Annotated in this window: 25 protein-coding genes; 1 reads left to right on the top strand and 24 read right to left on the bottom strand. The window is 64.4% G+C overall.

What is annotated here, in order from left to right; genetic code table 11:
• Genes IM816_RS05895 through IM816_RS05885 form a run of 3 tightly spaced genes read right to left on the bottom strand, consistent with a single transcriptional unit; the run spans position 1 to position 4873 of the window.
• The gene (locus tag IM816_RS05895; protein WP_250340153.1) at positions 1–642 is read right to left on the bottom strand and encodes a hypothetical protein; all 642 of its coding nucleotides are present in this window, start codon (positions 640–642) and stop codon (positions 1–3) included.
• Positions 642–941 carry a hypothetical protein gene (locus IM816_RS05890; RefSeq protein WP_250340152.1) on the bottom strand — a complete coding sequence of 100 codons (300 nt, stop codon included), beginning with the start codon at positions 939–941 and terminating at the stop codon, positions 642–644. Before IM816_RS05890 ends, IM816_RS05895 begins: the two co-directional genes overlap by 1 nt.
• Positions 941–4873: a host specificity factor TipJ family phage tail protein gene (locus IM816_RS05885; protein ID WP_250340151.1), complete on the bottom strand. Its 3933-nt coding sequence runs from the start codon at positions 4871–4873 to the stop codon at positions 941–943. The genes IM816_RS05890 and IM816_RS05885 overlap by 1 nt, the downstream gene beginning before the upstream one ends.
• A gap of 514 nt (positions 4874–5387) precedes the next feature.
• Here IM816_RS05885 and IM816_RS05880 point away from each other — a divergent pair.
• Complete coding sequence (locus IM816_RS05880; RefSeq protein WP_250340150.1) at positions 5388–5801, top strand: hypothetical protein; 414 nt, start codon at positions 5388–5390, stop codon at positions 5799–5801.
• Here IM816_RS05880 and IM816_RS05875 read toward each other — a convergent pair.
• The 21 genes from IM816_RS05875 to IM816_RS05780 all read right to left on the bottom strand — a co-directional run bounded on the left by IM816_RS05875 (position 5768) and on the right by IM816_RS05780 (position 21051).
• Positions 5768–6304, bottom strand: a complete 537-nt coding sequence (locus IM816_RS05875) for a DUF1833 family protein (protein WP_250340149.1) — start codon at positions 6302–6304, stop codon at positions 5768–5770. The two genes, IM816_RS05880 and IM816_RS05875, sit on opposite strands and share 34 nt — an antisense overlap.
• A complete protein-coding gene (locus tag IM816_RS05870) occupies positions 6304–6684 on the bottom strand; it encodes a hypothetical protein (protein ID WP_250340148.1) in 381 nt (126 codons plus the stop codon). The genes IM816_RS05875 and IM816_RS05870 overlap by 1 nt, the downstream gene beginning before the upstream one ends.
• The gene (locus IM816_RS05865; protein ID WP_250340147.1) at positions 6684–10304 is read right to left on the bottom strand and encodes a phage tail tape measure protein; all 3621 of its coding nucleotides are present in this window, start codon (positions 10302–10304) and stop codon (positions 6684–6686) included. The genes IM816_RS05870 and IM816_RS05865 overlap by 1 nt, the downstream gene beginning before the upstream one ends.
• Before the next feature lie 2 nt (positions 10305–10306).
• Complete coding sequence (locus tag IM816_RS05860; protein WP_250340146.1) at positions 10307–10474, bottom strand: hypothetical protein; 168 nt, start codon at positions 10472–10474, stop codon at positions 10307–10309.
• A gap of 41 nt (positions 10475–10515) precedes the next feature.
• The gene (locus tag IM816_RS05855) at positions 10516–10938 is read right to left on the bottom strand and encodes a phage tail assembly chaperone (protein ID WP_250340145.1); all 423 of its coding nucleotides are present in this window, start codon (positions 10936–10938) and stop codon (positions 10516–10518) included.
• A complete protein-coding gene (locus IM816_RS05850; protein ID WP_250340144.1) occupies positions 10938–11375 on the bottom strand; it encodes a hypothetical protein in 438 nt (145 codons plus the stop codon). The genes IM816_RS05855 and IM816_RS05850 overlap by 1 nt, the downstream gene beginning before the upstream one ends.
• A gap of 81 nt (positions 11376–11456) precedes the next feature.
• Positions 11457–11792 (bottom strand): tail completion protein gp17, encoded by a 336-nt coding sequence (gp17, locus tag IM816_RS05845; RefSeq protein WP_250340143.1) that lies wholly within the window; start codon positions 11790–11792, stop codon positions 11457–11459.
• A gap of 2 nt (positions 11793–11794) precedes the next feature.
• Positions 11795–12181: an HK97-gp10 family putative phage morphogenesis protein gene (locus IM816_RS05840; protein ID WP_250340142.1), complete on the bottom strand. Its 387-nt coding sequence runs from the start codon at positions 12179–12181 to the stop codon at positions 11795–11797.
• Entirely contained in the window at positions 12174–12530 is a 357-nt protein-coding gene (locus tag IM816_RS05835) for a head-tail adaptor protein (RefSeq protein ID WP_250340141.1), read from the bottom strand. The genes IM816_RS05840 and IM816_RS05835 overlap by 8 nt, the downstream gene beginning before the upstream one ends.
• Positions 12531–12532: 2 nt before the next feature.
• On the bottom strand, positions 12533–12880 hold the full coding sequence (locus IM816_RS05830; protein ID WP_250340140.1) for a head-tail connector protein: 348 nt from the start codon (positions 12878–12880) through the stop codon (positions 12533–12535).
• Between the two features lies 1 nt (position 12881).
• Entirely contained in the window at positions 12882–13343 is a 462-nt protein-coding gene (locus tag IM816_RS05825; protein WP_250340139.1) for a hypothetical protein, read from the bottom strand.
• A gap of 45 nt (positions 13344–13388) precedes the next feature.
• Positions 13389–14723 carry a phage major capsid protein gene (locus IM816_RS05820; RefSeq protein ID WP_250340138.1) on the bottom strand — a complete coding sequence of 445 codons (1335 nt, stop codon included), beginning with the start codon at positions 14721–14723 and terminating at the stop codon, positions 13389–13391.
• Positions 14724–14743: 20 nt separating this feature from the next.
• Positions 14744–15610 carry a head maturation protease, ClpP-related gene (locus tag IM816_RS05815; RefSeq protein WP_250340137.1) on the bottom strand — a complete coding sequence of 289 codons (867 nt, stop codon included), beginning with the start codon at positions 15608–15610 and terminating at the stop codon, positions 14744–14746.
• Between the two features lie 4 nt (positions 15611–15614).
• The gene (locus tag IM816_RS05810; protein ID WP_250340136.1) at positions 15615–16898 is read right to left on the bottom strand and encodes a phage portal protein; all 1284 of its coding nucleotides are present in this window, start codon (positions 16896–16898) and stop codon (positions 15615–15617) included.
• Entirely contained in the window at positions 16895–18574 is a 1680-nt protein-coding gene (locus IM816_RS05805; RefSeq protein WP_250340135.1) for a terminase large subunit, read from the bottom strand. The genes IM816_RS05810 and IM816_RS05805 overlap by 4 nt, the downstream gene beginning before the upstream one ends.
• A 4-nt stretch (positions 18575–18578) precedes the next feature.
• Positions 18579–18977 (bottom strand): hypothetical protein, encoded by a 399-nt coding sequence (locus IM816_RS05800; RefSeq protein ID WP_250340134.1) that lies wholly within the window; start codon positions 18975–18977, stop codon positions 18579–18581.
• Positions 18978–19212: 235 nt separating this feature from the next.
• A complete protein-coding gene (locus IM816_RS18695; protein WP_256470256.1) occupies positions 19213–19440 on the bottom strand; it encodes an HNH endonuclease in 228 nt (75 codons plus the stop codon).
• Positions 19441–19523: 83 nt separating this feature from the next.
• Entirely contained in the window at positions 19524–19754 is a 231-nt protein-coding gene (locus tag IM816_RS18840; RefSeq protein ID WP_425602617.1) for a hypothetical protein, read from the bottom strand.
• The gene (locus IM816_RS05790) at positions 19711–20193 is read right to left on the bottom strand and encodes a hypothetical protein (RefSeq protein ID WP_250340132.1); all 483 of its coding nucleotides are present in this window, start codon (positions 20191–20193) and stop codon (positions 19711–19713) included. Before IM816_RS05790 ends, IM816_RS18840 begins: the two co-directional genes overlap by 44 nt.
• Entirely contained in the window at positions 20174–20521 is a 348-nt protein-coding gene (locus IM816_RS05785; RefSeq protein ID WP_250340131.1) for a phage holin family protein, read from the bottom strand. The genes IM816_RS05790 and IM816_RS05785 overlap by 20 nt, the downstream gene beginning before the upstream one ends.
• The gene (locus tag IM816_RS05780) at positions 20518–21051 is read right to left on the bottom strand and encodes a glycoside hydrolase family 19 protein (RefSeq protein WP_250340130.1); all 534 of its coding nucleotides are present in this window, start codon (positions 21049–21051) and stop codon (positions 20518–20520) included. Before IM816_RS05780 ends, IM816_RS05785 begins: the two co-directional genes overlap by 4 nt.
• Positions 21052–21147 lie beyond the last annotated feature (96 nt).

The raw sequence follows: 21147 nt of genomic DNA, 5'->3' as shown, positions 1-21147 counted from the left end.
TCAGTAGTAGGTAACGTCGACCACGAGGATCACGGCCAACGCTTCATTGATAGTGGGAATGCCCTGAGGTCCGTCCACAATGATTCCCGTCGTGGTGACTGAGCCGCCCGATACCCTGCTCGCGACGAGCTGCGTGTTGCCAGCCTGAGCCGATATTCGAAAGCCTACGATCATGTGGATGCATGCGTAGACGCGCGAAGGGTCGTAGTTTCGTGTCGCCAACACGGCTGCGCTGACCGAGTAGAAGTCATTCACGCGCATGTATTTCTGCATGATGTCGAACGTCTTCTGACCAGCCGCATTGAAGACCTGCAGGCCGAAACCAGGATCGGAGTCGTAAGGGACGTCGAAAATGTAGAACGGCACCGACGTGCCTACCCCGCCGCCCGAGGTGATCATGAAGCCCCAGCGTGCATTCGCAGCGTCATACCAGACCTGGCCGGTGGCATAACCGGTACCGCCCACTGCGAGAAGCGGCATAGTCAAACCGGTGCGGTAGAACACGATGAACGATGTGCCGCCCGCAGCGGTCAGGTTTGTAGTCGTGGCCGATCCCTGCTCGCGAACGGACAAGTTTCGATATGTGTCATCCGCCTGCACCGTCGTGCCGTCGGCGAGAAGGACCTGAAATCCGATCGTCATCAGTAGAGGCCGTAGATCATGGTTGTATCGACTGGACCGCCAGGGAATCCGCCGCGAGGCACCCATGAAATGACGCCATTGTCCACGGAGATAACCGGGGTATATCGGTTGCCGTTCGTCGTATAGATGGCGTACCAGATGGCACCCTGCCCTGCGTTAGGCACCGCGATCGCTCCGCTGCTTCCAGCAGGGATGACCGTCGTTCCGATGACGCGTGATAGCCGAGTGGTGACGTCGATCTGCAGGTTTCCCGCGGCGTCGAACACTTGAATGCCGAGGACTTGAATGCCGATACCCATTACCAAGCACCCCAGCGGAAACGGAGGACGCCGTTGCCGTCGTACAGCCGGGCACCGGCGCCGTCGCGCTCCGTGCGCCAGCCCGAACCCGATCCGCGCATTACAAGGCCGGTCGTTTTGTTGAGCGACCACAGCGGCTGCCCCGTGCTGTCTACGGCCGTTGATTGAATCGCGTTGCCGATCATCGCGTTCGTGATCCAGCCGGTGCCGATCAGCGCCTGGTTGATAAAGACCTGCCCACCTTGGATGACGAAAGGAAAAATAGTTGGCGGTGAGCCGCTGGACGCGTCGAAGACAGCGAAGGTTGCCGCGTTGACGAGGACTTGCGAAGTAACCGTACCACCCGAGTAGTCCACGCCAATGGCGATCCCGGCGAGGTATGTCTGACCGTTAGCGGCCACCTGCACCTTGACGACTTGACTCGCCGATACCTTGCCGTCCGTTGTGGCCTGAGCCTGTTGGATCGTCTGGATCGATGCCGAATAGGTGTTCACCTGAGCGGACAGGGTCTCAGTCTTTATCGCTTCGGCGAGGTCGCCGTCGACGCGCGTCACCGAGTAGGTGTAGATGCCTGCTCGGCGCGTATTGGCGCCAGCCGGCGTCGTGTCCGCTCCGGCCTTCACCGGGATACCAGACGTCACTTCGAGAGCATCTACCTGGGAAGCGACGCCCTGCACCTGCCCGTCAAGATCGCTTACCTTGAGCGTGGTGTCGTGGATCGTGGCCGCCTGGCCGTAAGCGGTCTGCGCGATGCTTCCAACATCTTCCCAGAAGGCAGGGGAAGTGCCTGGCTCGGGCCCACCGGATGGCACAGCCTGCGCAGCACGCCATAGCCTCCCGCTGTGGCTGACGATAGTCGAGGCTGCGTAGGCTGTGCCGGCAGCCCAGTCGGGCGCATTTAGGTAGGCGGCAAACTCCGCACCGGTTTCGATTTTAGCGAGCAGGTCCTGCGCCAGCTGCGTCGACGAGATTTTCCCGGTGAGAACGGCAAGGATCGCGGTTGCATCAGTGCTGGTCTGCCCGACCACCGGCCCTATCCACGGGCCCGGATCATTTCCGGACTTACTCGTAAGGCGCGCCCAGAAGAAATACTCCTCGCCGGCCGTGTTCGTGTTGTGGGTGTACGTTGCCGTCGGATATGCCACTTCGGCAAGGAACGACGATAGCGCGAAGTTGTTCGTCGTGCCGACCCGGATCTCGGTGGATGCGGCATCGAGTACATCGAATCCGGTCGGCATGGCCCACACGAGGCGGATCGCCATAACCAGCTCGAAGCACGTGAGCGATTGCAGCGCACCCAGCGGCCACGGCTTGCCGTCCACCGTGACAGGGTTCTGATTCCAGCCACCGGGGATACCGCTCGCGCCGATCGCCCGAGCGCGGACGATCCACGTGCCGGGCGGAATCACTGCATCGATGTAGTTGTAGACGCTGACGCCCACGGGCACCCAGGTGACGCCGCCGTCGTAGCTGATCTCGAATTCGTAGGCGACCGCGCCGGCTACAGGCGGCACCCAGAGATGCACCGTCTGTGATCCTTCGTTCTGGTTTAGGCCGATGTCACCTACGTCGGGGGCGCCGCTGGCTGGCGTGAGGAGCGAGGGCGATCCCGGGGGTGGAACGTCGGCGTTCACCTCGGCGAGGTAGACGCTCGGGGCGTAGTTCACCATGTAGAGCTCGACATGGTCGTCGCCCTGCGGCGTGGCACGCAGCAGGAGGCAGCTTTGAAACTGTTGGCTGCCTGGACCGAACGAGAAGCTGGTCGGCTCCGCATGGCTGCCATCTGAGATCCACAGCGCATCCTTCTGCTGCTGCGTGAGACCCGTGAGCACCATGTGGAACAGGTCATCGCCCTGGAGCACCTTGTACGGCCCCTGCACCGAGCCATCGAGCGCGCGCAGCGCCACGAAGTGGTTTTGCCCGGCGTACCACGCGACCGGTTCGCTGGTGGTCAGCACGCCCGTGGCCTCGTCGTAGCCGACGATGCGGCCCGAGATGCCCCACTGCGGAACGTCGTGCGCGATGTCGATGCGATCGCCGTACCGAGGGATATAGCCATCCATCTCCACGGTGACGGTGATGAACTTTCTCTGGTCGCGGTTGCTCGCGGCCATGTACATGCCTTCGCGGAATGCCTGATCGCGGGAGATGACGCCGGGAAGCTGGACGTTCTTCGGGCGCAGCTTGGCCGAGCCGGTGAGAGCGCACGGGACGGTCTGCGGCTGCCACGTGTTCGGATTCGTGTACTCGACGATGACGTAGTCGGGGCTGTCGAACGTGGGGTACACGTAGTCGATCTTGAAGCTGCCCTGCACGATCTCGTCGGGCGTCAGCATCAGGGTCGGCACCTGCCGCGGCGCGTCTCGGATAATCTCGACGACGCCTGCGAAGTACATCGGCAGCGCGCGGCCTGCGCGTGCGATCTGCGTGACCGCATCCCAGAGGGTGACTTTCGTATCGAAGACCCCGTCGTAGGTGTCCCCACGAGCTGCCCACGTCTGCGCTTCCGCCAGCAGGCCGTCGAGGTTGATCCGGTTGTCCGCCCAGCCGCGGCCATAGGTCGTGTTGCGAAACGCATCCGCCAGCGCCCAGGCGGGATTCCGGGTAGGCTGCTCGGCCCATACGGAGCCGTTCCACACGGGGAGGATGCGCGTACCGATCACGTTGACCTTGCGCGAGGTCTGCCCATTCACCTGCGCGCCGGCCTTGATGACCATGGCCAGCATCGTGCAGTCGCCGTAGGTAAGTTGGCTCGGCAAATAGCCCTTGAGGGACTGCCACGTCATCATGTTGACGACTTGCCCATTCAGGTCCGCCGGCTGGTTCTGCCGCAGGCGCACCTGGTATCGCCCTGCGGGCACGTCGAAGGTAAAGGACGTGTAGATCGGCTTCTCGCTGTCCGACGACTTGTTTTCGTTGATCAGGGTGAACCAATCGCCCAGAGCGTTTCCCTCGTCGTCGATACGCTGGGCCTGCGCGGTCCACGGGCTGTTCGCCGTGCGCTTCTTCCCTTCGTCGTTGTAGCGATAGAGCCCGCCAGGCCAGCCGACATCAATGCCGATGCGGGTCGCCTGCGTCTCAGGCGGGTTGGTCACGAACGGACCGGACCAGTCGCCTCCATCGCTGGGCTTCTCCAGCTGGATGCCGGCGACCGCCTCGGACGTGACGATGTTGTCTGGGAAGAGCGTCAACTGGCCGCCAGGAGGGATGACCTCGTAGCGCACGTCAGAGAAGCTGTCGACGTTCGTCTCGTCGATGCGGATCTCTTCGATCTGCATCTTCCCTTGGGTGATGACGAACAGCTGGTACAGGTACTGATCGTTCCCGCGATAGTCGGTGTACGGCTGCGCGGCATAGTCCGGATAGATGCGAAACCGCCCGTAAAGGACGGGCATCGATTCCATGAGCCGAGCCGTGTTGCCTTGGGCACCGATCGAGTAGTTCGGGCTCGTAGATCCTCGGTTCTGGCCGCTCGGCGGCTTGGGGGGCGGCATGATCGCGTTGACGAGCATGTTGCCGAGCGTGGTTACGAGAGCGCCGGCGATAGCGCCACCAGCGGCAGCCACGCCAGCCGATGCACCGGCGGCCGCCAGAGCTGCGGTCGCCGCGCCCGCTGTGAAGATCGACAGGGCCACGATTGCAAGGATCGCGAGGATTCTTGAGCCGCCACCACCACCCGCTGGGGGCGCCGCGATGACGAGGAGAACTTCGCCATCCTTCAGGCATCGCTTCCAGTCGGCCTGAAGCAAATAGTCCTTGCCGTTCGTGGTCACGACGAAGGGCTTTACGCGGCGCATATGCCGGCCCCGCCCAACGATGAGCCCCTGACGACGCAGTTGGGTGTCGATTCGCAACCGGCCCCTGACCTGGTGCAGTTCGCGTCCGATCTGCGGCCTCGCCCAGTCGGTGATTTCGACTACCGTGGACTGCATGTCTTTCCTCTGGGCAATAAAAAACCCCGCCTGGGCGGGGTTCGTAAAATCAAAGGTTGGAGCGCCGTTACTGGCTTACGCGCTCTATCTTCCAGCCGCCGTATCCCATGGCCGACACGTTCGTGCGAAGGATTGGGCGTGACTCTGAGGACACGTCGACGGCCAGCTCGTCGTTCGGCACCAGTACGTCAGGAGGGCCGCGGTCTGGGCCAACTCCGACGGAGTGCCTACCTTCGTTCACGTACATGGTCACCACCTGCCCACCGCCAACCACGGCAACGAGCTTCCGATCGATGTACACGCCAATTGGCGTCGAATTGAGGCCCGCCCACCGCCCACGCTCCACCGTCACAGGGAAACGCCCAGCGCTTGCAACGGCCATCGACGGTTCCGTGACCATCGGCCGTACCGGGCTACAGGCCGCTACACCCAACAGCCCAACAAGTATCCACACCTTTCGCATCGCTGCCTCCCCTCAGTCGTTTCGATGAGGATAAACCTACGAGGGAGGCGCGTGGAATCGGATGAATCGAATCCTACTGAAGCCCAGCAGGCGCAATGTGTTCTGGGGCGACCAGATGACCCCGACCCCGTCAAGGGCGTGAAGAACGCCTGGGCCAACACACGTGAGCCAGATTCCGACGTGGGGGTAATCCCCGCCGCGCAGCAAGGCTGCATCTCCATGCTCGGGCCGTTCCACCTGCTCCCAGGCACCGCTGGCCAGCTTCTCGCCGAACAGGTCGCGCATGCCCTGTCCCATTGGCAGTTCCGGGAGAGGCTTTCCGAAGAAGGTGCGCTGGCAGTGCAGCAGAAGACCGCGGCAGTCGTATGCGTCGGGGCCGTCGGCGCCAAGGGCATAGCGCTTGCCGACGAGGCCCGTGATCTGCTCGGGCGTCATCGCACGAGCCCCGGAAACTCCTCCGGCTGATAGAGCCGATGGGGAAAGGCCCAGTTGTTCACGTCATCGAGCGAGGCGCTGATCTGCACCTGGAAGACGTCGACGCTTACCCCGGTGACTAGCATCGTGATGGGCGGATCCATCTGCGGCCCAGAGAGGTCGGAAATCAGGTACGGCCGGTAGATCACCGTCACCTGCTTCGGATCGCTCGCTGCAGCCTCCAGGTAACCGACGAGCTCGCGACCGACGTTGTCCAGGGTGATCTTGAGTTCAGGCGTCTTGCCTTCCTCGAAACCCGGAAGAACGAAGTCGAAGGCCATGGCCACGAAGCGGACCTGCTGGCCTGGATTCATCGGCGCGTCCAGTTCCAGGACCGCGAAGAGGTCTTCGTATGCACGCACGACACGCGCCGGTGCCGGGTGGCCGTCATCATCGACGAATGCGGGGTGGTAGATCTCTAGCGTGTCGAGGATCACCTGTTCGACGGGATTGGAAGCGTAGGCCTCCTTCAGCGCCTGCGAATAATCCGCCATTACGAGGCCACCGGCAGCGACAGGGTTTCCAACTTAAGCGATACGTCCCACACGTCCGGTGACTCGGTGCCCGCCGTCGCCGGCGCCTCCGTGATGCGTGCGCGAACGCTGTTCATGCCGCGGCCGTTCACGAGCGGAACCACGAACCAGGATACGCCGGCGTTGAGGTCGTTCCAGAAGAAGGACTCGAAGGTGCCCAGTTGTGTTGTCGTGAGGCGAAGCTTGGCAGTAACGGTCGTCGGAACGCTGACGAAGCGGCGTCGCTGCCGGGCCAGACCGCTGTCCATGTTTGTGCGTGCGAACGGCGAAACCGGCTGATAGCCGTAACCGTCGCCCACACGAACGGCGGGCAACGCCGCTGGGAAAATCGGATCTGCCATTAGATGTTCTGCCCCTTGTTCAGGCTGTAGCGGCTGCTGAGCGCGGACGACAGCGGACCCTGACCACGTGACACATTGCCCGCGATCTTGGCCTCCACGGCATCGATCATGATGTCCAGCTGCCGAGCACCACCGGGCCCCTTACTCTCTTTGGCCGTGGCCTGGACCTTGTCGCCCTGGGTATTGGTGATATTCACAATGAGACCACCGCCCGCACCCGCAGACGTCGCGCCACGGCTGCTCCCAGCCGGTGTGACGTAGCCGTCCTTGCCGGAGAGCAGGTAGCTTCGGCCGCCGGACTGGTAGAGCTCCGGACCGTGCTCCGCGACCTCGTAGAGCGTTCCGGCCGAAGTGCTACCGCCGCCGGCCCTGCCACCTCCCAGATTGAAACCACCGCCGTACTGACCGGTGTTGTAGGAGTTCCCCAGGTACGACGTGTCGCCGCCGATTGACTGGACCGACCCACCGGACCCACCGCCGAAATAGGCGCCGATGGCATTAGCGGCCACCTGGAAAAGCCCGCTCGCGGCCGCTTTCACCTGCATGCGCGCGATGTCAGCGATGATCGAATTCGCCAGGTCCGTAAAGCTCAGCTTGCCGGTCTGCACGAAGGTAACCAGAGCATCTTCCAGGCCGCCGAAGGCATCCGAGAACGCCTGTTTCGTCTGGCCGGCGACATCGTTGGCGGACGAGACGTAGTCCTCCAGGGCGGCCTGCGCACCGTTGGACCAATCCTTCTCGGCATCGAGGCGCTGCTGAACGCCGGCACGGTAGATCGCCAGTTCCTGCTGCTGGCTGGCGAACATCCGCGCGACGTCTTCGTTGTACTCCTTCGATCCCACCGATCCGGCGACGCCGGGCTTCAGCTGACCGGCCTGCTTGTCGTACTGCTGCCGCTGGCGGTCGTATTCCTGGCGGATGCGCAGCTCGTCCTGGAGCTGCTGTGTCAGTTCCTGACCATGACCGACGCCGGCGACCGCGAGGGCGTTCGCCTCGTTCTGCCGGTCAATGCGTGCGCTCAGCTGGTCGCGAAGGGCGATGCTGCGCGCGAGGGCGGCCGCCTCCTCCTGGGCCTGTCGCTGTGCCACTTCCTTGGCTGCGTTCTCTTGCAAGATCGCGCGGTACTCGGCCGCGCGCGCGATCAGCGACTTGTTCTTCGTGGTGAGCAGCTCTTGCTCGAACGCGGCAAGCTTCGCCTGGCTCTCGGTGAGCTTCTGCGTGCCGTCAGCCTGTTCCGCCAGCACCGCCGAATGCTGCTTCGCCTCGTCAATGAGGCGCTGGGTGGCCTCAGCGTACTGTTTGGCTTGAGAGGTCGCTGCCGAGGCCGCCTTCTTCGCGGCGTCCGCCGCGTCCAACCGCTTCGCAGCCTCCAGATACGGCGCGTAATCCTGGTCAAGTGTCGCGCGGGCTCCCGACTGCTGCCCGGCTGGCAACTTGGCGATGTCCTTCAGGCGTTGCTGGTAGAGGTAGGCGGCCTTCTGGGCGTTGTTCAAACCGTCCGTTGCAGCCTTGTCGGCGAGATCCTTCGCACCTGCCTGGAAAACCTGCAGGCCGGCCCGAAGGCTCGCGAGAGCAGCATCCGCCGAAGCGATGCCCTTATCGGCGCCAGACGACAGATCGAAGACCACGTCGAGCAGCGACTTGCCGTTTGCGAGTTCGGCAAGGGCTTTCTTCACGTCCCCGATCGATGGCGCGAGCACGCCCGACATCTTGTTCCCGAGAGCGTCGACAGCAGCGGTCGCCGGACCGAGCTGCGATTGCAGGGCCTCGATACGCTCGTTTACGCCGTCCAGCTCGCGCTGGTCGAGCAAATTGGCGAAGGCGCCGCCGGCGGTTCCGTTGCTACGGCTGGCGATGCGCGCACGGATGGCATCGGCCTGCGCCTCCAGGTCGGAAAGGGCCGAACGCTGCTCAGCGATGGCTGCCGACTCTTGTTTGTATTGCTCGATGCCCTGCTTGAAGGTCATCGAGCCATCGAGCACGCCAAAGGACTTGGCTGCAGTCTCTGCCTCTTCACGAAGCTGCTTAACCGACTTGGAGAGCTCGTCGGTTTCCTTTCGGTAGTCCTCCGCTCGCTTCTGAGTATCGTAAATGGCGTAACCGACCGCCCCGATCGCCGCCACAGCTGCACCCCATGGCCCCCCGACGAGGCCAAGGGCGAAGTTGCCCAGGCCGGATGCTCCACGCGCCAGCAGACCGGCAGCACTCGTGGTGGCAAGTTGCCGTTCGGCCGCTACCTCCGCCTCAGTGGCAAGGGTCGCTGCGCCGCGGGCACGGAAAAGCGCACCCTCCAACTCGATCTGCTGAGCCTTGAGCGCGATCGACGCCTGCGCGGATGCGTTGTATTGCACCTGCGCGCGCGAGAGCGCGGCCTGTGCGGCGGCGGCCTCGGTGGTGGCGATTCTCTGTGCGCGGGTGTTCGCCGACAGGGTCGCCGCCGTGCGCTGATGGTTGAGCGTCGCCTGTGCGGCCTCATTCTCGGCCAAGGCCTTCTGTAGGGCCGCCGCAGCAGCGTCGCGCTGTGCGGCGGCCTGAGCACGCGCCGACGCGACACCAGCCAACGCCGCCTCGTTCTGCTTGATCTCTGCTGCCGCAGCGGTTGCCTGCGCGGACGCCAGTTCAGTCGCGGCCACGGCCGCGGCGCGCGCCTCCTGCTGTTGCTGGACAAGCGCGGACGCGCCGGATGAGGCCTTGCCGAGGCCACCGCCGGCGAGCCGAGCCACGACGAGTCCGCCGGTGATCCCTGCGACGTCCGCGAGGTGCTCCAAATTGTGCGTGACCAAGTCGATGCTCGCCGTAGCAGCATCGCTGAAGAGACCGCCTGAGAGATCCGTCTTCAAGCGGAACCACTCGGACGACAGGCGATTGACCGAGGCGTTGAGGCCGCCGGCCGCCTGCTCGGCACCGCGGCCAGTGTCATTGAGGGACTGGATAAGCGCCGGCAGGAACCGCTGGACGGTGATGTCGCCCGACTGGAGCAGCTGGTCGAACGACTTGCCCGCGAGGTCCGTGCCACGGGTCATGGCCATGACCGCCTGCTGGAAGCGCGGGACGACGCCGGGGATCGCGTCGCCGAGCTGCTGCCGGAGTTCTTCCGCCTGGATCTTCCCCTTGCCGAAAATCTGGCTGAGCGCGGTAATGGCGCGGCCGGTCTGCTCGGACGACAGGTGGAGGACCGTCGCCGAGCGGGCAAGCCCTTCGAACAGTGCCTGCTGGTCGTGCATCGCCACGCCGTTGGCGCTCGCTGCGGCGGACATGGACGAGAAGCCCAACGCGGACGTGCGCAGATCGAGGCCCAGCTGCTCCGCCGTCGCAGAAACTGCCTTGTACGCCGCGTCTGCAGCCGTGGTCGAGCCGGTGGCGCTGACCAGAGAGTAATGGACCTGCTGCGCCGCCTTCTGTGCATCTAGAAGAGACTGCACACCGCCCTTGATCGCCTCGAACCCGACCAGGCCAGCAGCGGCCTTGTTAAGCGTCGTGATGCTCGTCGCCGTCGTAGTGACTTCCCTGCGAATGCTCTGCAGGGATTCGTTCGCCTGACGTTGGCCAGCAATCATCTCCGCGCGGAAACTGGCACTCGAACCGACCAGGTCGGCACGGATTTGGGCGATCGTGGCCAAGGTCAGATCTCGTCGGGGAACTTGCGGATGAAGTGGTCGCTCAGGGGAATCGGTTCGCCGTCCACCTGGACCTGGGCGCCGATGGCAACCATATGTGTCAGCTTCGCGAGCATCCGCTCCTGCCCGGGCGAGAGCGGATGCAATTCGCTGTAGGCGATCAGCTCCGACAACTCACTGGAGGTGAGCTGTCGGAGCAGGATTGACGGGTGCGCTACGCCGAACCTTTCGCAGAGGTCGAAGAGCCGCCGGCGCTCGGGCCGGCGTCGGAGTTTCCCTCCAGCTCCTTGATGTCGCTGTTCGTGATCGCGTTCAGGGCGCGAGCCTTGTTGAACAGCTTCTGCATCGTCGACGCCGAGAGGCTGCCCAGGGCTGCGACCTCATCATCGGTGAAAAGACGACGTCCGGTTTCATCGACGAGGCAGCGCACCACGAGGCGCGCGCGGGCGTGCTTCGGGTTGAACTTCGCGCTTGCGCCGTCCGGGGCAACGGTGAAGGCTTCCGCCTCCCACAGGTCCCGGTCGCTGGCTGATAGCTCCTGCAGGCGAACCGTTCCGCCCCATTCCTTGACCTCGATGTCTTCGTGCTTCTTGCGGTCGGCCGCGAGGATCTGGTCTTTCGTCAGCAGCTTCGACATTACGGCGTCTCCGGCGCGGTCCAGACGATGTTGCGCGGACGAACCGTGAACTGGCCCGTTTCCACGGTGTTCGCGGCGCCGCCAACCTGCCAGCCGCCGACCTCGCTCTCGAAGGTCATGACTTCGCCCTGGCCGGTGGTCATGCGAAAGTACAGCGTGGGACGGGGACGCTCGAACGAGGCGTCGCGCGCCATGTTCTGGCCCTCGTCGTCCACCACCCGCTGGAACTGGATGTTGGTGTCCTGCACGTCGTCCAGCGCGCCGATGTATTCCTTCGTCGTGCTGTCGTAGTTGGTGGCATCCAGGAACTGCGCCGAACCCGTCGAGAGGGTCACGTCGCTGGTCTGGCCGATCTTCGTCCAGGTTCCAGACGAGCCGCCGGTCGCGCTCACCTCGACCTTGCGGAACTGAGTGCTCTTGGCCTTGTTGACTGCCATGGTGGTCTCCAAAAAAAGAGGCCACCGAAACGGCAGCCTCGAAGTACCGGCATGGCCGGCGTGGTCCCGCGGTCGCGGTGGTTATTCCCAGGCTTCGACGTCGAACGAAGCCCGGTGAAGCTTGGTGTCCGACTCGTAGTCGGACGGGTTGTCGGTGATCTGGCCCACGGTCAGCGCGGCATAAAGCGCAGCGCGCGCTTGGTCGGCGAGACGGCGGGCCGTTGGGTAATCAAGTGCCCAGAAGTCGACCTGCACGCGCACACGCGTTGCGCCGAGGCCATCGCCGTCATAGGACGGCTCATCGCTGCCGGAAACACGCTGATAGGTGATGCGCGGCAGGGTCGTGATGCCTTGCGGCGTGATCGTCGGGTACGTAGGAGCGATTGTCTTCAGTGCGCCATGGAGAGCAGTTTCCACGCTCATCGCTTCGTAGCCTCCACCTCAATCGCGGCAAGGGTTATCTGCCGCATGATCTCTACCGCCTCGTGTGCCTTTGCCTCAGTCGCTGGGCGCAGAAATGGGTATGCCGGCATCCTCGACGTGCCCAGCTCGAGGAAGCGGCCCACATAGTTCGTGGTCACCGAATAGGTAATGTCCTGACCTTGCTGGCCCTGGCTCTTCGTCCTCGTGGCCTTCGCCGTGGCTCCGGTCTTCTTCCGAACGCGCCGGCGGGCCTCGGTGAGCACCACATTGGACCCCGCCCGTAGGCCTTTCGACAGCGACCGGCGGGCACCTGGGCCGCCGAGTTCCGTCAGGCGACGCTCCAGATCGGCCAGCCCCTCGATCTCAAGATCAAGGTCAGCCATTGCTGGCCCCGGACGTGCAGAGGACCGCCATTTCGCTTCGGTCGTTGCTGATGGCGACGTTCTTGATGTCGTAGATGACGCCGTCGTGGTCACCACCCTCACCGACCATGCGCATCGATGCATAGAGCGGCCGCGGCCGCATGTCCCACTGAACCTGTACCGGCGCGACGGTCGTGCCACTGGCAACAGCCTCTGCTGTCGCGCGCAGAGTGTTCCGTCTGCGCGCATACACCCTGGCGACAAACGCCCAGGTCGGCTCTCCGGATGGTCCGCCGTAATCAGGATCCTCCATCTGCACCAAGGACTCGATGCGGAGCCGATGGCGGAGCTCGCCTGCAGGAAGACCCATGGTCAGACCCCGAGCCCCACACGATGGGGCCAGAGCAGCGTCGTCGCGCCGACGGGGAGCTGCGCCGCGGCTGCGCTGTCACCCATGACTACCTCTTCGCGGTTGCGGTACAGGTGTCCAAGGATCAGCAAGGCAGCCGCTTTAACGACAGGCGTGACCACCATCGGATCGTCGCCGGCACTGTCGTCGAGCACAGCCGCCGCGAGTGCGTCCGAGTCCTTGAAGACGCGACGGTTGAGGAAGTTCTGCACAGACTCCTCAGCCGCTGCGCCGTAGACCTCGAGCATGGCGTCGTCATCGCTATCGGCCCGGCAGTGAGCGCGGGCCTCCTCGATGGTGATCAGATCCACGTCAGGCCTTCGGAGCGAGGGCAGCGATCAGAGCATCGACGACGCCCTTGCGCGGCTTCTCGCTTGCGGTTTCGGTCGCCAGCGCGGCCTTGAGCAGTTCATCGTCGGCACCTTCGATTCGTGCGGTGACGTCGGGAACAGTGCCGTCGACGAAGGTAGCAGCGAGTGCGGGAAGGTCGCGGGCGGGCTTGGTGTCCTGCTCCTGCTCTTCCTGCTCCTGCTCTTCCTGCTCCTGCTCTTCCTGCTCCTGCTCTTCCTGCTCCTGCTCTTCCTCGCCGAGGTCCGGCTCGCCAACTGGCTCAGCCTGGGCCGGGTCGGGCGCCGGTGTCGCGGCGTCCGCGGGGACGGCCTGCTCGGAGACTCGCACCGCGTTTCCCTTTCGGACGAATAGCTCGCCGAGGCTGCTGTCCATCGTCGCGATCATGCCGGCGCGCGGGTCCGGCGGGATGAACTTGATCTGCATGTCGTCTCTCCTCAAGGCGGCCCGGGATCCCGGGTCGCCGATGGATCAGGCGTCGGCCACGTTGCCAAGGTCGCCGTAGATGAACGCCTGCGGGCGGTACACGGCGAGCGCGAGGCGCTCCTCGGCGAGGATCGTGACCAGGTTCTTCACGAAGTCGTCCTCGTTCTCCGTCGCCACCTCGACGCGCGCCTGCCAGCGGTCGAATAGCTGGGCACCGAGACGGAAGGCGCCGGTCAGGAACTTGTCGACCGCGATCGCCTGCGTCGCGACGACCGGTCGGTTCCACAGCGTCGCGCCGATGACGCCCTGCGGGTTGCCGATGATGTACCGGCCCGTGGTGTCCTTCGTGAGCTCGATTCGTGCCCAGTCGGTCGGGTTGAGGACGATACCCGTGGCCGGGAACTCGGCGAGTTCGGCCTGCAGCATGGCGAGACGGATCTTGTCAATCACCGTCGCGCTGCCCGGATCGAACGGGGCGACGTAGGCCGTGGCCTGCGGGATGATTCCGAGCAGGTTCTGGCCCGTGCCGTCGCCGTTGAGCAGCTGCTGCTCTTCCTTGAACGCCAGGCCGTAGCGCAGACGGCCGTCGATGTAGCTGGCCAGCTGCGAGGCGTCGTCGAGCACCTGGCGCGAAGCCTTCATGTAGTGCGCGATGACCTTGGCGGTGGTGCTGACGAGGTCGAACTTCAGGCTCGACTCGGGCTTCTTCGCCCCCTCGGCGACCATGCCGGCATTGTTGGTGAAGCCGGTTTCCTTCACGTACTCGAGTGCATTGCCGTCCATACGGCCCGGGGTGATCAGGTCGCGGACGGTCATCCGGCGGTCCGGCGGCGCGATCACTCCCGGGACGCGGGTCACCTGGATCAGGTCGCCCGCGGCGCCATCGGTATCCGTGGTCACGGAGGTGATGGCAGCCTTAAAGGTCATGTCGACGCGGCCGCGCGGCGTCGTGTTCGCCGTGAAGGATTTGAACTGGTCGCTGTTGACGAACTGCTCGCCGAAGCTCTGGTGCTGTACGTCGCCGCCAGCACCATTCGCCTCGATCTTCGCCAGTGCCTGCTGGGCGTGCTGCAGGTCAGCCTGCAGGGCACCCTGCGCCAGCAGAAGCTCGTCGACCTTGGCACGCGTTTCTTCCGAGAGCTTGGCGCTGGCCTTGACCTCGTTCTCGGCCTTCTCGGCGTAGGACTTCACCTCGTCGCCGATGCGCTTCAGTTCTGCCTGGATACCCTCGGGAAGGGCAGCGAGTACCGGAGTGGCGGCGAGCAGATGCGCGGGGTGGGTGGTAACCAGGTGGTAGAGCGCGGTCGCCGCAGATGCGTCGAACGCGAGGAAAATGCCCAGGACGGCCATGGCCGCCAGCAGGACGATGCGCTTGTTCATGGTGGTACTCCTTGCGGGGGTCAGAGGGTGAAGCTGCGCAGCGCGGCGGCGATATCCGCTTCGCTGGGTTGAGCAACGGCCTTTTGGCCGTGTTCGGTGGGATCGCCCTCACCGCCGCCAGCCGGGTCGCCCGAGCTGGACTTGAATTCACTGATCAGGCGCATCGCCTCGGACTTCGGCATGCCGGAGGCGCGCAGGCCGGCCTCGATGCGGCGCGCGGCTGAGGCAGAGGCCTTGCCGCTGCCCTTCTCGACCTGGTCGGAGGGCAAAAGGCTGTCGGCGAAGCCGTCGTCTATCGCCGCCTGGCCGCCGATCCACGTCTCTGCGTCCATCAGCTTCGCCATCGCCTTCTGGTCGGCGCCGGTACGCGCTGCATAGATGCTCGCCATCGCGTCGTCGAAGGGCTTCAGGGTCGCGGCGACCTCCGCGAGGTCGTTCCGGTTGCCGACGGCCATGACCCACGCGTTGTGGATCATCAGGAAACCCGCGCGCGAGATCTCGACGGTGTCGCCGGCCATAGCAATGACCGACGCCGCGGACGCTGCGAGGCCGAGCACCTTCACCGTCACCTCGCCGTCGTGCTCACGCAGCAGGTTGTAGATGGCGAGTCCTTCGAACATGTCGCCGCCAGGCGAATTGATGTTCACCGTGACCGGGCCGGCGCCCATGCTGCGGAGGGCAGCGGCGACGCGCTTGGCAGTGACGCCGTCGCCGTTCCAATAGTCGTAGCCGATGACGTCGTACACACTGATGGAGCGATCACCCTCGTCATTGGCCGCGGCACGCACACCGGCGTTCCAGCGGTCCATCGCGCGCGGCTGTAGCTGGCTGCTGATGCCCGCGCACGGGCGACCCTCCGGAGCACCCGGCAGCGTCTTGATAGTCATCGGCTTACGCCCTCTTTTCTTCGGGTATGTCGAGGAACGCGCGCATGGCCGCGCGTGCCTGCTGTGCGTCCGGGGTCGTCCCCAACGCATCGAGCGTGGTCATAGCCGACTGCACGGTAAGGACCGCGGCGTTACCGCCCATCGGCTCCCTGTCTTCGAGCTCGCGCACCTCGTCGCGGGTCAGGATGCCCTTATCGACCATGACGCCGTAGAAAGCCGAGCGGCCGGCGCTGTCCGCGCGCAGCAGGCCTTCGACGTTGAACTTCGGGTAGTAGCGCAGCCGTTCCGACGGCAGCAGCAGGTCCTTCGAGATCGCCTGCTCCACGCGGCGCAGCCACGGCGCGAGCGTGAACGTCAGAAACCCGATCATCTGCTGCTCGATGCCCGTGCCCCAACTCGTCGACTTCTCCGTATGGCCGACCATCCAGGGTGGGACGCGGAACCACCGGCAGATGGACTCCACGGAGAAGGAGCGAGACTCAAGCAATTGCGCGTCGGACGGCTTGATGCCAAGCGTTCCGGCTTCCGTGCCGCCCTCAAGCAATGGTGCCTCGCCACGCTCGATCGAGCCGACGAGGTTGGTCTTGAACTCCGTACGCTGCCTCGGCGTAAGGAACGAGCTGATCTTGTAGTAGATCGTCTGCAGCAGGCCGTTACGGAACGTCTGGGCAGCCGCCTTGTCTGCCGCGATGGCGTTGCCGAAGACCTTGGCGCCGTAGGCGATCACCGAGACACCATTGATGCCGTCCAGGGTGAACCCTGGCACCGTCCAGATCCGTGACGGGGGTATGGTCCGCTGGTTTCCATCGGGCCGGAGGTAGCGATAAACCTTGTTCCCATTCACGTCGCAGGTGATGACCAGCTTTTCAGGGTCGAGAAACGCCAGACCGATCAGCTTCGCGCCCGCATACAGCATTTCCGCACGACCCGCGCCGCGCAGAAGCATGGCCGCAACCATGGCCTCCCAGAAGACCGCCGCCGTCGAGTCGACGTTCGGCTGGTCATGGATAACGAAGTGCAACGGGTGTTGCGACGCGATGCGCTTCCCTGCGCTGGTCCGCTCGTACATGGACAACGGAAGAGTCGCGATCGTCTCAGAGATCAGGCGAACGCACGACCAGACAGCGTCGACCTGCATGGCGGTCTTAGCCGTCACCGATACGCCGGCCTCGGTGTCCATCGCGCGATCGATGTACAGGTCCTTGTCGCGTGGTGTGAACGATCGCACCCAGCCGTCGACGGCGGCGCGCACGCGTGCGACAAGGCCGCCCTTCGATGGAATCTTCATGCGCGCCCACTCCGGACGATGCCACCCAGCCAGTCGTCCATACCGCCTCTCGATTCGGGGTTGAGCGCCATGAGCGACGCCGCGTTGAAGAGGGCCATCAGCGGGTCGATCTTCGCCGTACCGCTGGCCTGCTTCGTGATGTTGATTGCGTTACTGGTGACCACGATCCGCGCGTTGCCCACGCACCAATTCATCATTGGCTGGCCGCCGTGCCACATCGTGCCTTCGGCGAGCTTCCGCTCCACCGTCTTTATCGCGCCACCGAGCTTCCAGCCTTGGCTTACACCGACGATCTTTTCTTTGGGCACGCCGGCATCTTCCAGGGCATCGAGAACGCCGCCAAGGCCAGCCGGGTCGACTCCGACCATGTCGAGCAGACCAGCGTTTTCAATCTGGGCGACAAACTGCGCCAGCTCGGCGACGTCCTCACCGATGCGCGTCACCAGAGTGAGGTGACCCTGCCGCGCGAAGTCGCGCAGCGCCGGTGCGATCTCCGTACGGCGCGCCAGAACCGAAGGGTGGGCCCAGGCGTGCGTCCAGGCCATCCATTCCTTCGTGACTCGATGGCGGCCGATGGCACCGGCGCCAAGCAAGTCGTCCAGGCCGCCACCGTCGACGCCGAAGTCGATGACCTCGGCCCACTCGAGCAGGTAGTCGAACGTGACCTCGCGGCGTGCCTGCTGCTCCCAGAAGTCGGCGCCTGCCCATCGGTCGGAGCGGAGGTTTAGCCCGATCTCGACGTTGAGGTGCTTCGCGAGGAACTGCTGAAGCGTGCCATCCGTCTTCGGCAGATTCTTCCGGAGCTGGTCTTCCAGCCACTCGGCGCTCACAGAGCGCCCCATATTCGGGTTCGTGATGTAGAAGTTCTTCGGATCGAGGTAGGCCTTCGCCTTCACCATGTCCGGCGGGAACTCATACAGCACGCCCAACGACTTGCGATCAACGATCGTGCCGTCCCGCACGTCGCGGAAGTAGTGCAACTTTTCCCGGAAAACACCGGCCGGCGGATCGTCCGCCTGCGTGCTCAGCAGGATCACCCAGCCCTCGTTGCGGGAAATCTGTCCGCCGAAGGCCTCCATGAACATCGCCTCGGCGTTGGAGCGCTTACCGAAGAGCCAATGCTCATCCACGAGCACCTTGCCGGACTTCTTTCCCGATACGGTGTCCGTGTCTGCCGCCACGACCTTCAGCGACGCCTTGGAGTCGCGCCGGGTGATCGTGCGAATGTGGTCCTGAACGTGAAACAGGTCGCTCAGTTCCTCGTCCGCCCGCACCATGCCCGCCGCGGGCTTGAAGCTGTTGTCCGCGACCTCCTTCGTCGGCGCGAGGATCAGGTGCTCTTCGTCCTCACGCCAGCACAGGATGACCGCCGTGAGCATGATGCCGGCGGCGATCGTCGACTTCGTGTTCTTCTTGCTGATCAGCAGGAAGAATTCCCGGATCAGCTGATTGCCGGTATCCGCGTCGTATGCGCCGAAGATGGCGGCCACGAAATCGAACACCCACTGTTCGCTGCACTCGCCGAACGTCGGCTTGCCGGGCAGATCCACCACCCGGAGCTGCTTGAAGATGCCCAGCGCGCGCTCGGCCTCATCGGGGAAGATCGGCGGCGGGATGATCGACTGCCCGGCGACAAGGCGTTCGGTCCAGTCGGGACAGGCGGTGCTCCATTCCATCCGATCAGTTCACGTTATTGCGTCGCGGCGGCGGGGCGGCACCGAAACGGCTGCCACCACCGACGGCAGCGGCGGCGGCGTCCTTCGCTGCCTTCTTGCCCTGCTCTCCCATCTTCCCGTGCACGTACGGCGCCGCGGCGACCGCCATTCGATCGCGGCGATCGCCCTCCGCCTTCGGGTTGTTCATGACGTAGAGCATGTACTCGAGCGGGTTCATCTTCGCGGGCAGCACCTCGCCCTCGAGCACCGGATCGGTCGGTGGCGGACCCGGCGGCAGCACCGTGACCTTTCCGCCCTTCGCCTTCGTCTTCTTCGTGTCCGCCTTCGATGCGGACGTCTTCTTCCCCGGCTTCGTGCTGCCCTTCGGTCGGCCAGCACCCGGGCGGGAGCCACCTCGCGGCATGCATCACCTCGGTGCGCCGGATCGGGCTTGAAGCCTTGCGCGGCGCGGGTTGTTTGATTTCCGACCCCTGCTGCAATTAATCAAACAGGGGAAATTTTCCGTGCGTGAGAGGACGGTCGGTTTCCGGGCCGAATCGGCCCAGACTTTCGACCCGCCCCCACCCTTCGTCGATGCGACTCGTTCGCGTTCAGGCCCTGCGGTCGAGGCCGGGCATCGCGTCGCGACTCATTCGCATTCACGTCGACCGACCGAGGTCGGCCTGCGTCTTCCGGCGGTGGCACGCGTCAGGTTCGACGATGCAAAGCACCTGGCAGTTCTCGTCCATGTCGGCGCCGCCGTTCGTGAGGGCGACGATGTGGTCGAGTTCGAACTCGTGCATGGCGACCAGCCTTCCGCAAGCAGCGCAGTGCGGGTCACGAGACCAGATGCGCAAACGGCGCTCCTGCAGCGCCCTTCCTGTCATGCGTCGGTCCGACGATCGTTGCGGTGCTGGCTGCCTTGATGGAGCCATGGCAACACGATTGCCCAGCGTCCGTAGCCGAGGCATCAGTCAGACGCCTTGCACTCAACAGGCGGTGCTTCTCGGTTCGCCGAGGTGACCCACCAGATAAGGCATCGCACGCGTGCCGCGCACTTGTCGAAGGCGACCACCGCACGGGTGCGGTTCTCTTGGATGTCGCCAACGACCATCGTCGGCTTGAGCACCGGTGCCTCGCACTGCTGTAGCAGTGCGTCAGCGGGTCGGGCTACCTGCACCACCGTTCGGCTGGTCACCACCGGCTGTGGGGCATGGGGTGTCGTCGAGCACGCACCCAACAGCAGGAGGCACAGCAGTGTCCAGCAAGGCTTTGGCATCTGCATTCGTCTTCTCCAACTGCCGGAGCTTGTCCCGCAGTGCTTGGCCCTTGGTGTCTGCCTTGTCCAGCTCGTGGTGCAGGTCCTCCAGCGCTTGGCTGTCGATATTCCGCAGCCGTGCCAGATCCGCAATCGCCTTGTCCTGATCCGCGTTTGCCTTGACCTGCTGGTCCAGCGTGCCCGACACAGTGCCGAGCCTTTCGCTGAGCGAGAGCGTCGACTCGGTCAAAGCCTTTGTGCGGTAGTAGGCCATCGCGCCATAAACGCCCAGCACGACGACAGCGAGGATCAGGGCGTACTCGATGATCAGCCGAGCTTTGCCCGACACGAGTGCCCGCGCGTTACTGAGTAGGGTTGCCATCTTGCGACCTCCGGTTGAGGCCGAGCTTTGCCCAGACGAAGCGCTGCATTACCTGGGTGGTAGCTCGGGCACCAATCATCCCGAACGTGCCGGCGATGAAGGTGGTCCACACGATGCTCAGTCCCCACACCGAGCACAGAAGTCCGCTCAGGACTCCAACGAAACCGGCGGCGACGAACTCGACGACGGCCTTCCAAAACAGAATCGGTTCATTCCCATCCATCGCGCGAAGCACATACCCGATGGCGCCGCCAACAGCGGCGAATGCTGCGACGAGCGCCAGTTGCAGCCAACTGAAAGGCGGCTGGCTCGGCGGCAGATCGTTCACTTCACACCCAGTTCGAACTTGGCCCGCTCCCAGCGAAGCGTGCGGTCTTCCAGGCCGGTAAGCCCGCCGTTGATTCGTCGAGTGAGGGCGACGAAATCGCGCGTGTCAGCGATCTCATTGCAACCGTGCTTGCTCCACCACCAGCCCGCCGTGAGCGCTGCATAGTCCTCGCGTTCCAGCAGCGCCGGGCTATGGACGAAATCCACGCCGAACTCTTTCGACACCGCGGCGTAATTGGCGCGGCCGGTGATCATGATCAGACCGCGGCCCATGAAGCGCTTGCCGTCGCCAGGCTGGGTGTTGCCCAGGTCCGTGCGACCCTCGTAGCCAGTCTGTTGCGTCGTCGGACCCCAGATCTCTCGCGTACGTGAGAACCCCATCGACTCGTGCCCGACCTGCGCGATGAACATCGCCATACGCCAGTCGAACTCAATGTCGTACAGGTGCATGGCCGTCGATAGCGGCTCTGCCCACAGCTTGGCGCGGGGCAGCGAGATACCCGCCACCTTGCTCAGCGTCTGGGCTTCCATGGGATCTCCGAATAGGTTGGCCGCCTCGCCGGGGGAGACGACGAGACGACCGGTCGTCCCGGCGGCAGGGACGAAAACGACGAAGCCCGGCGCTTG

The sequence above is a fragment of the Luteibacter flocculans genome (assembly GCF_023612255.1).
In the GTDB taxonomy this organism is placed as follows: Bacteria; Pseudomonadota; Gammaproteobacteria; order Xanthomonadales; family Rhodanobacteraceae; genus Luteibacter; species Luteibacter flocculans.
Note: the sequence above shows the minus strand (reverse complement) of the source record. Positions and strands in the feature narration are given on the sequence as shown.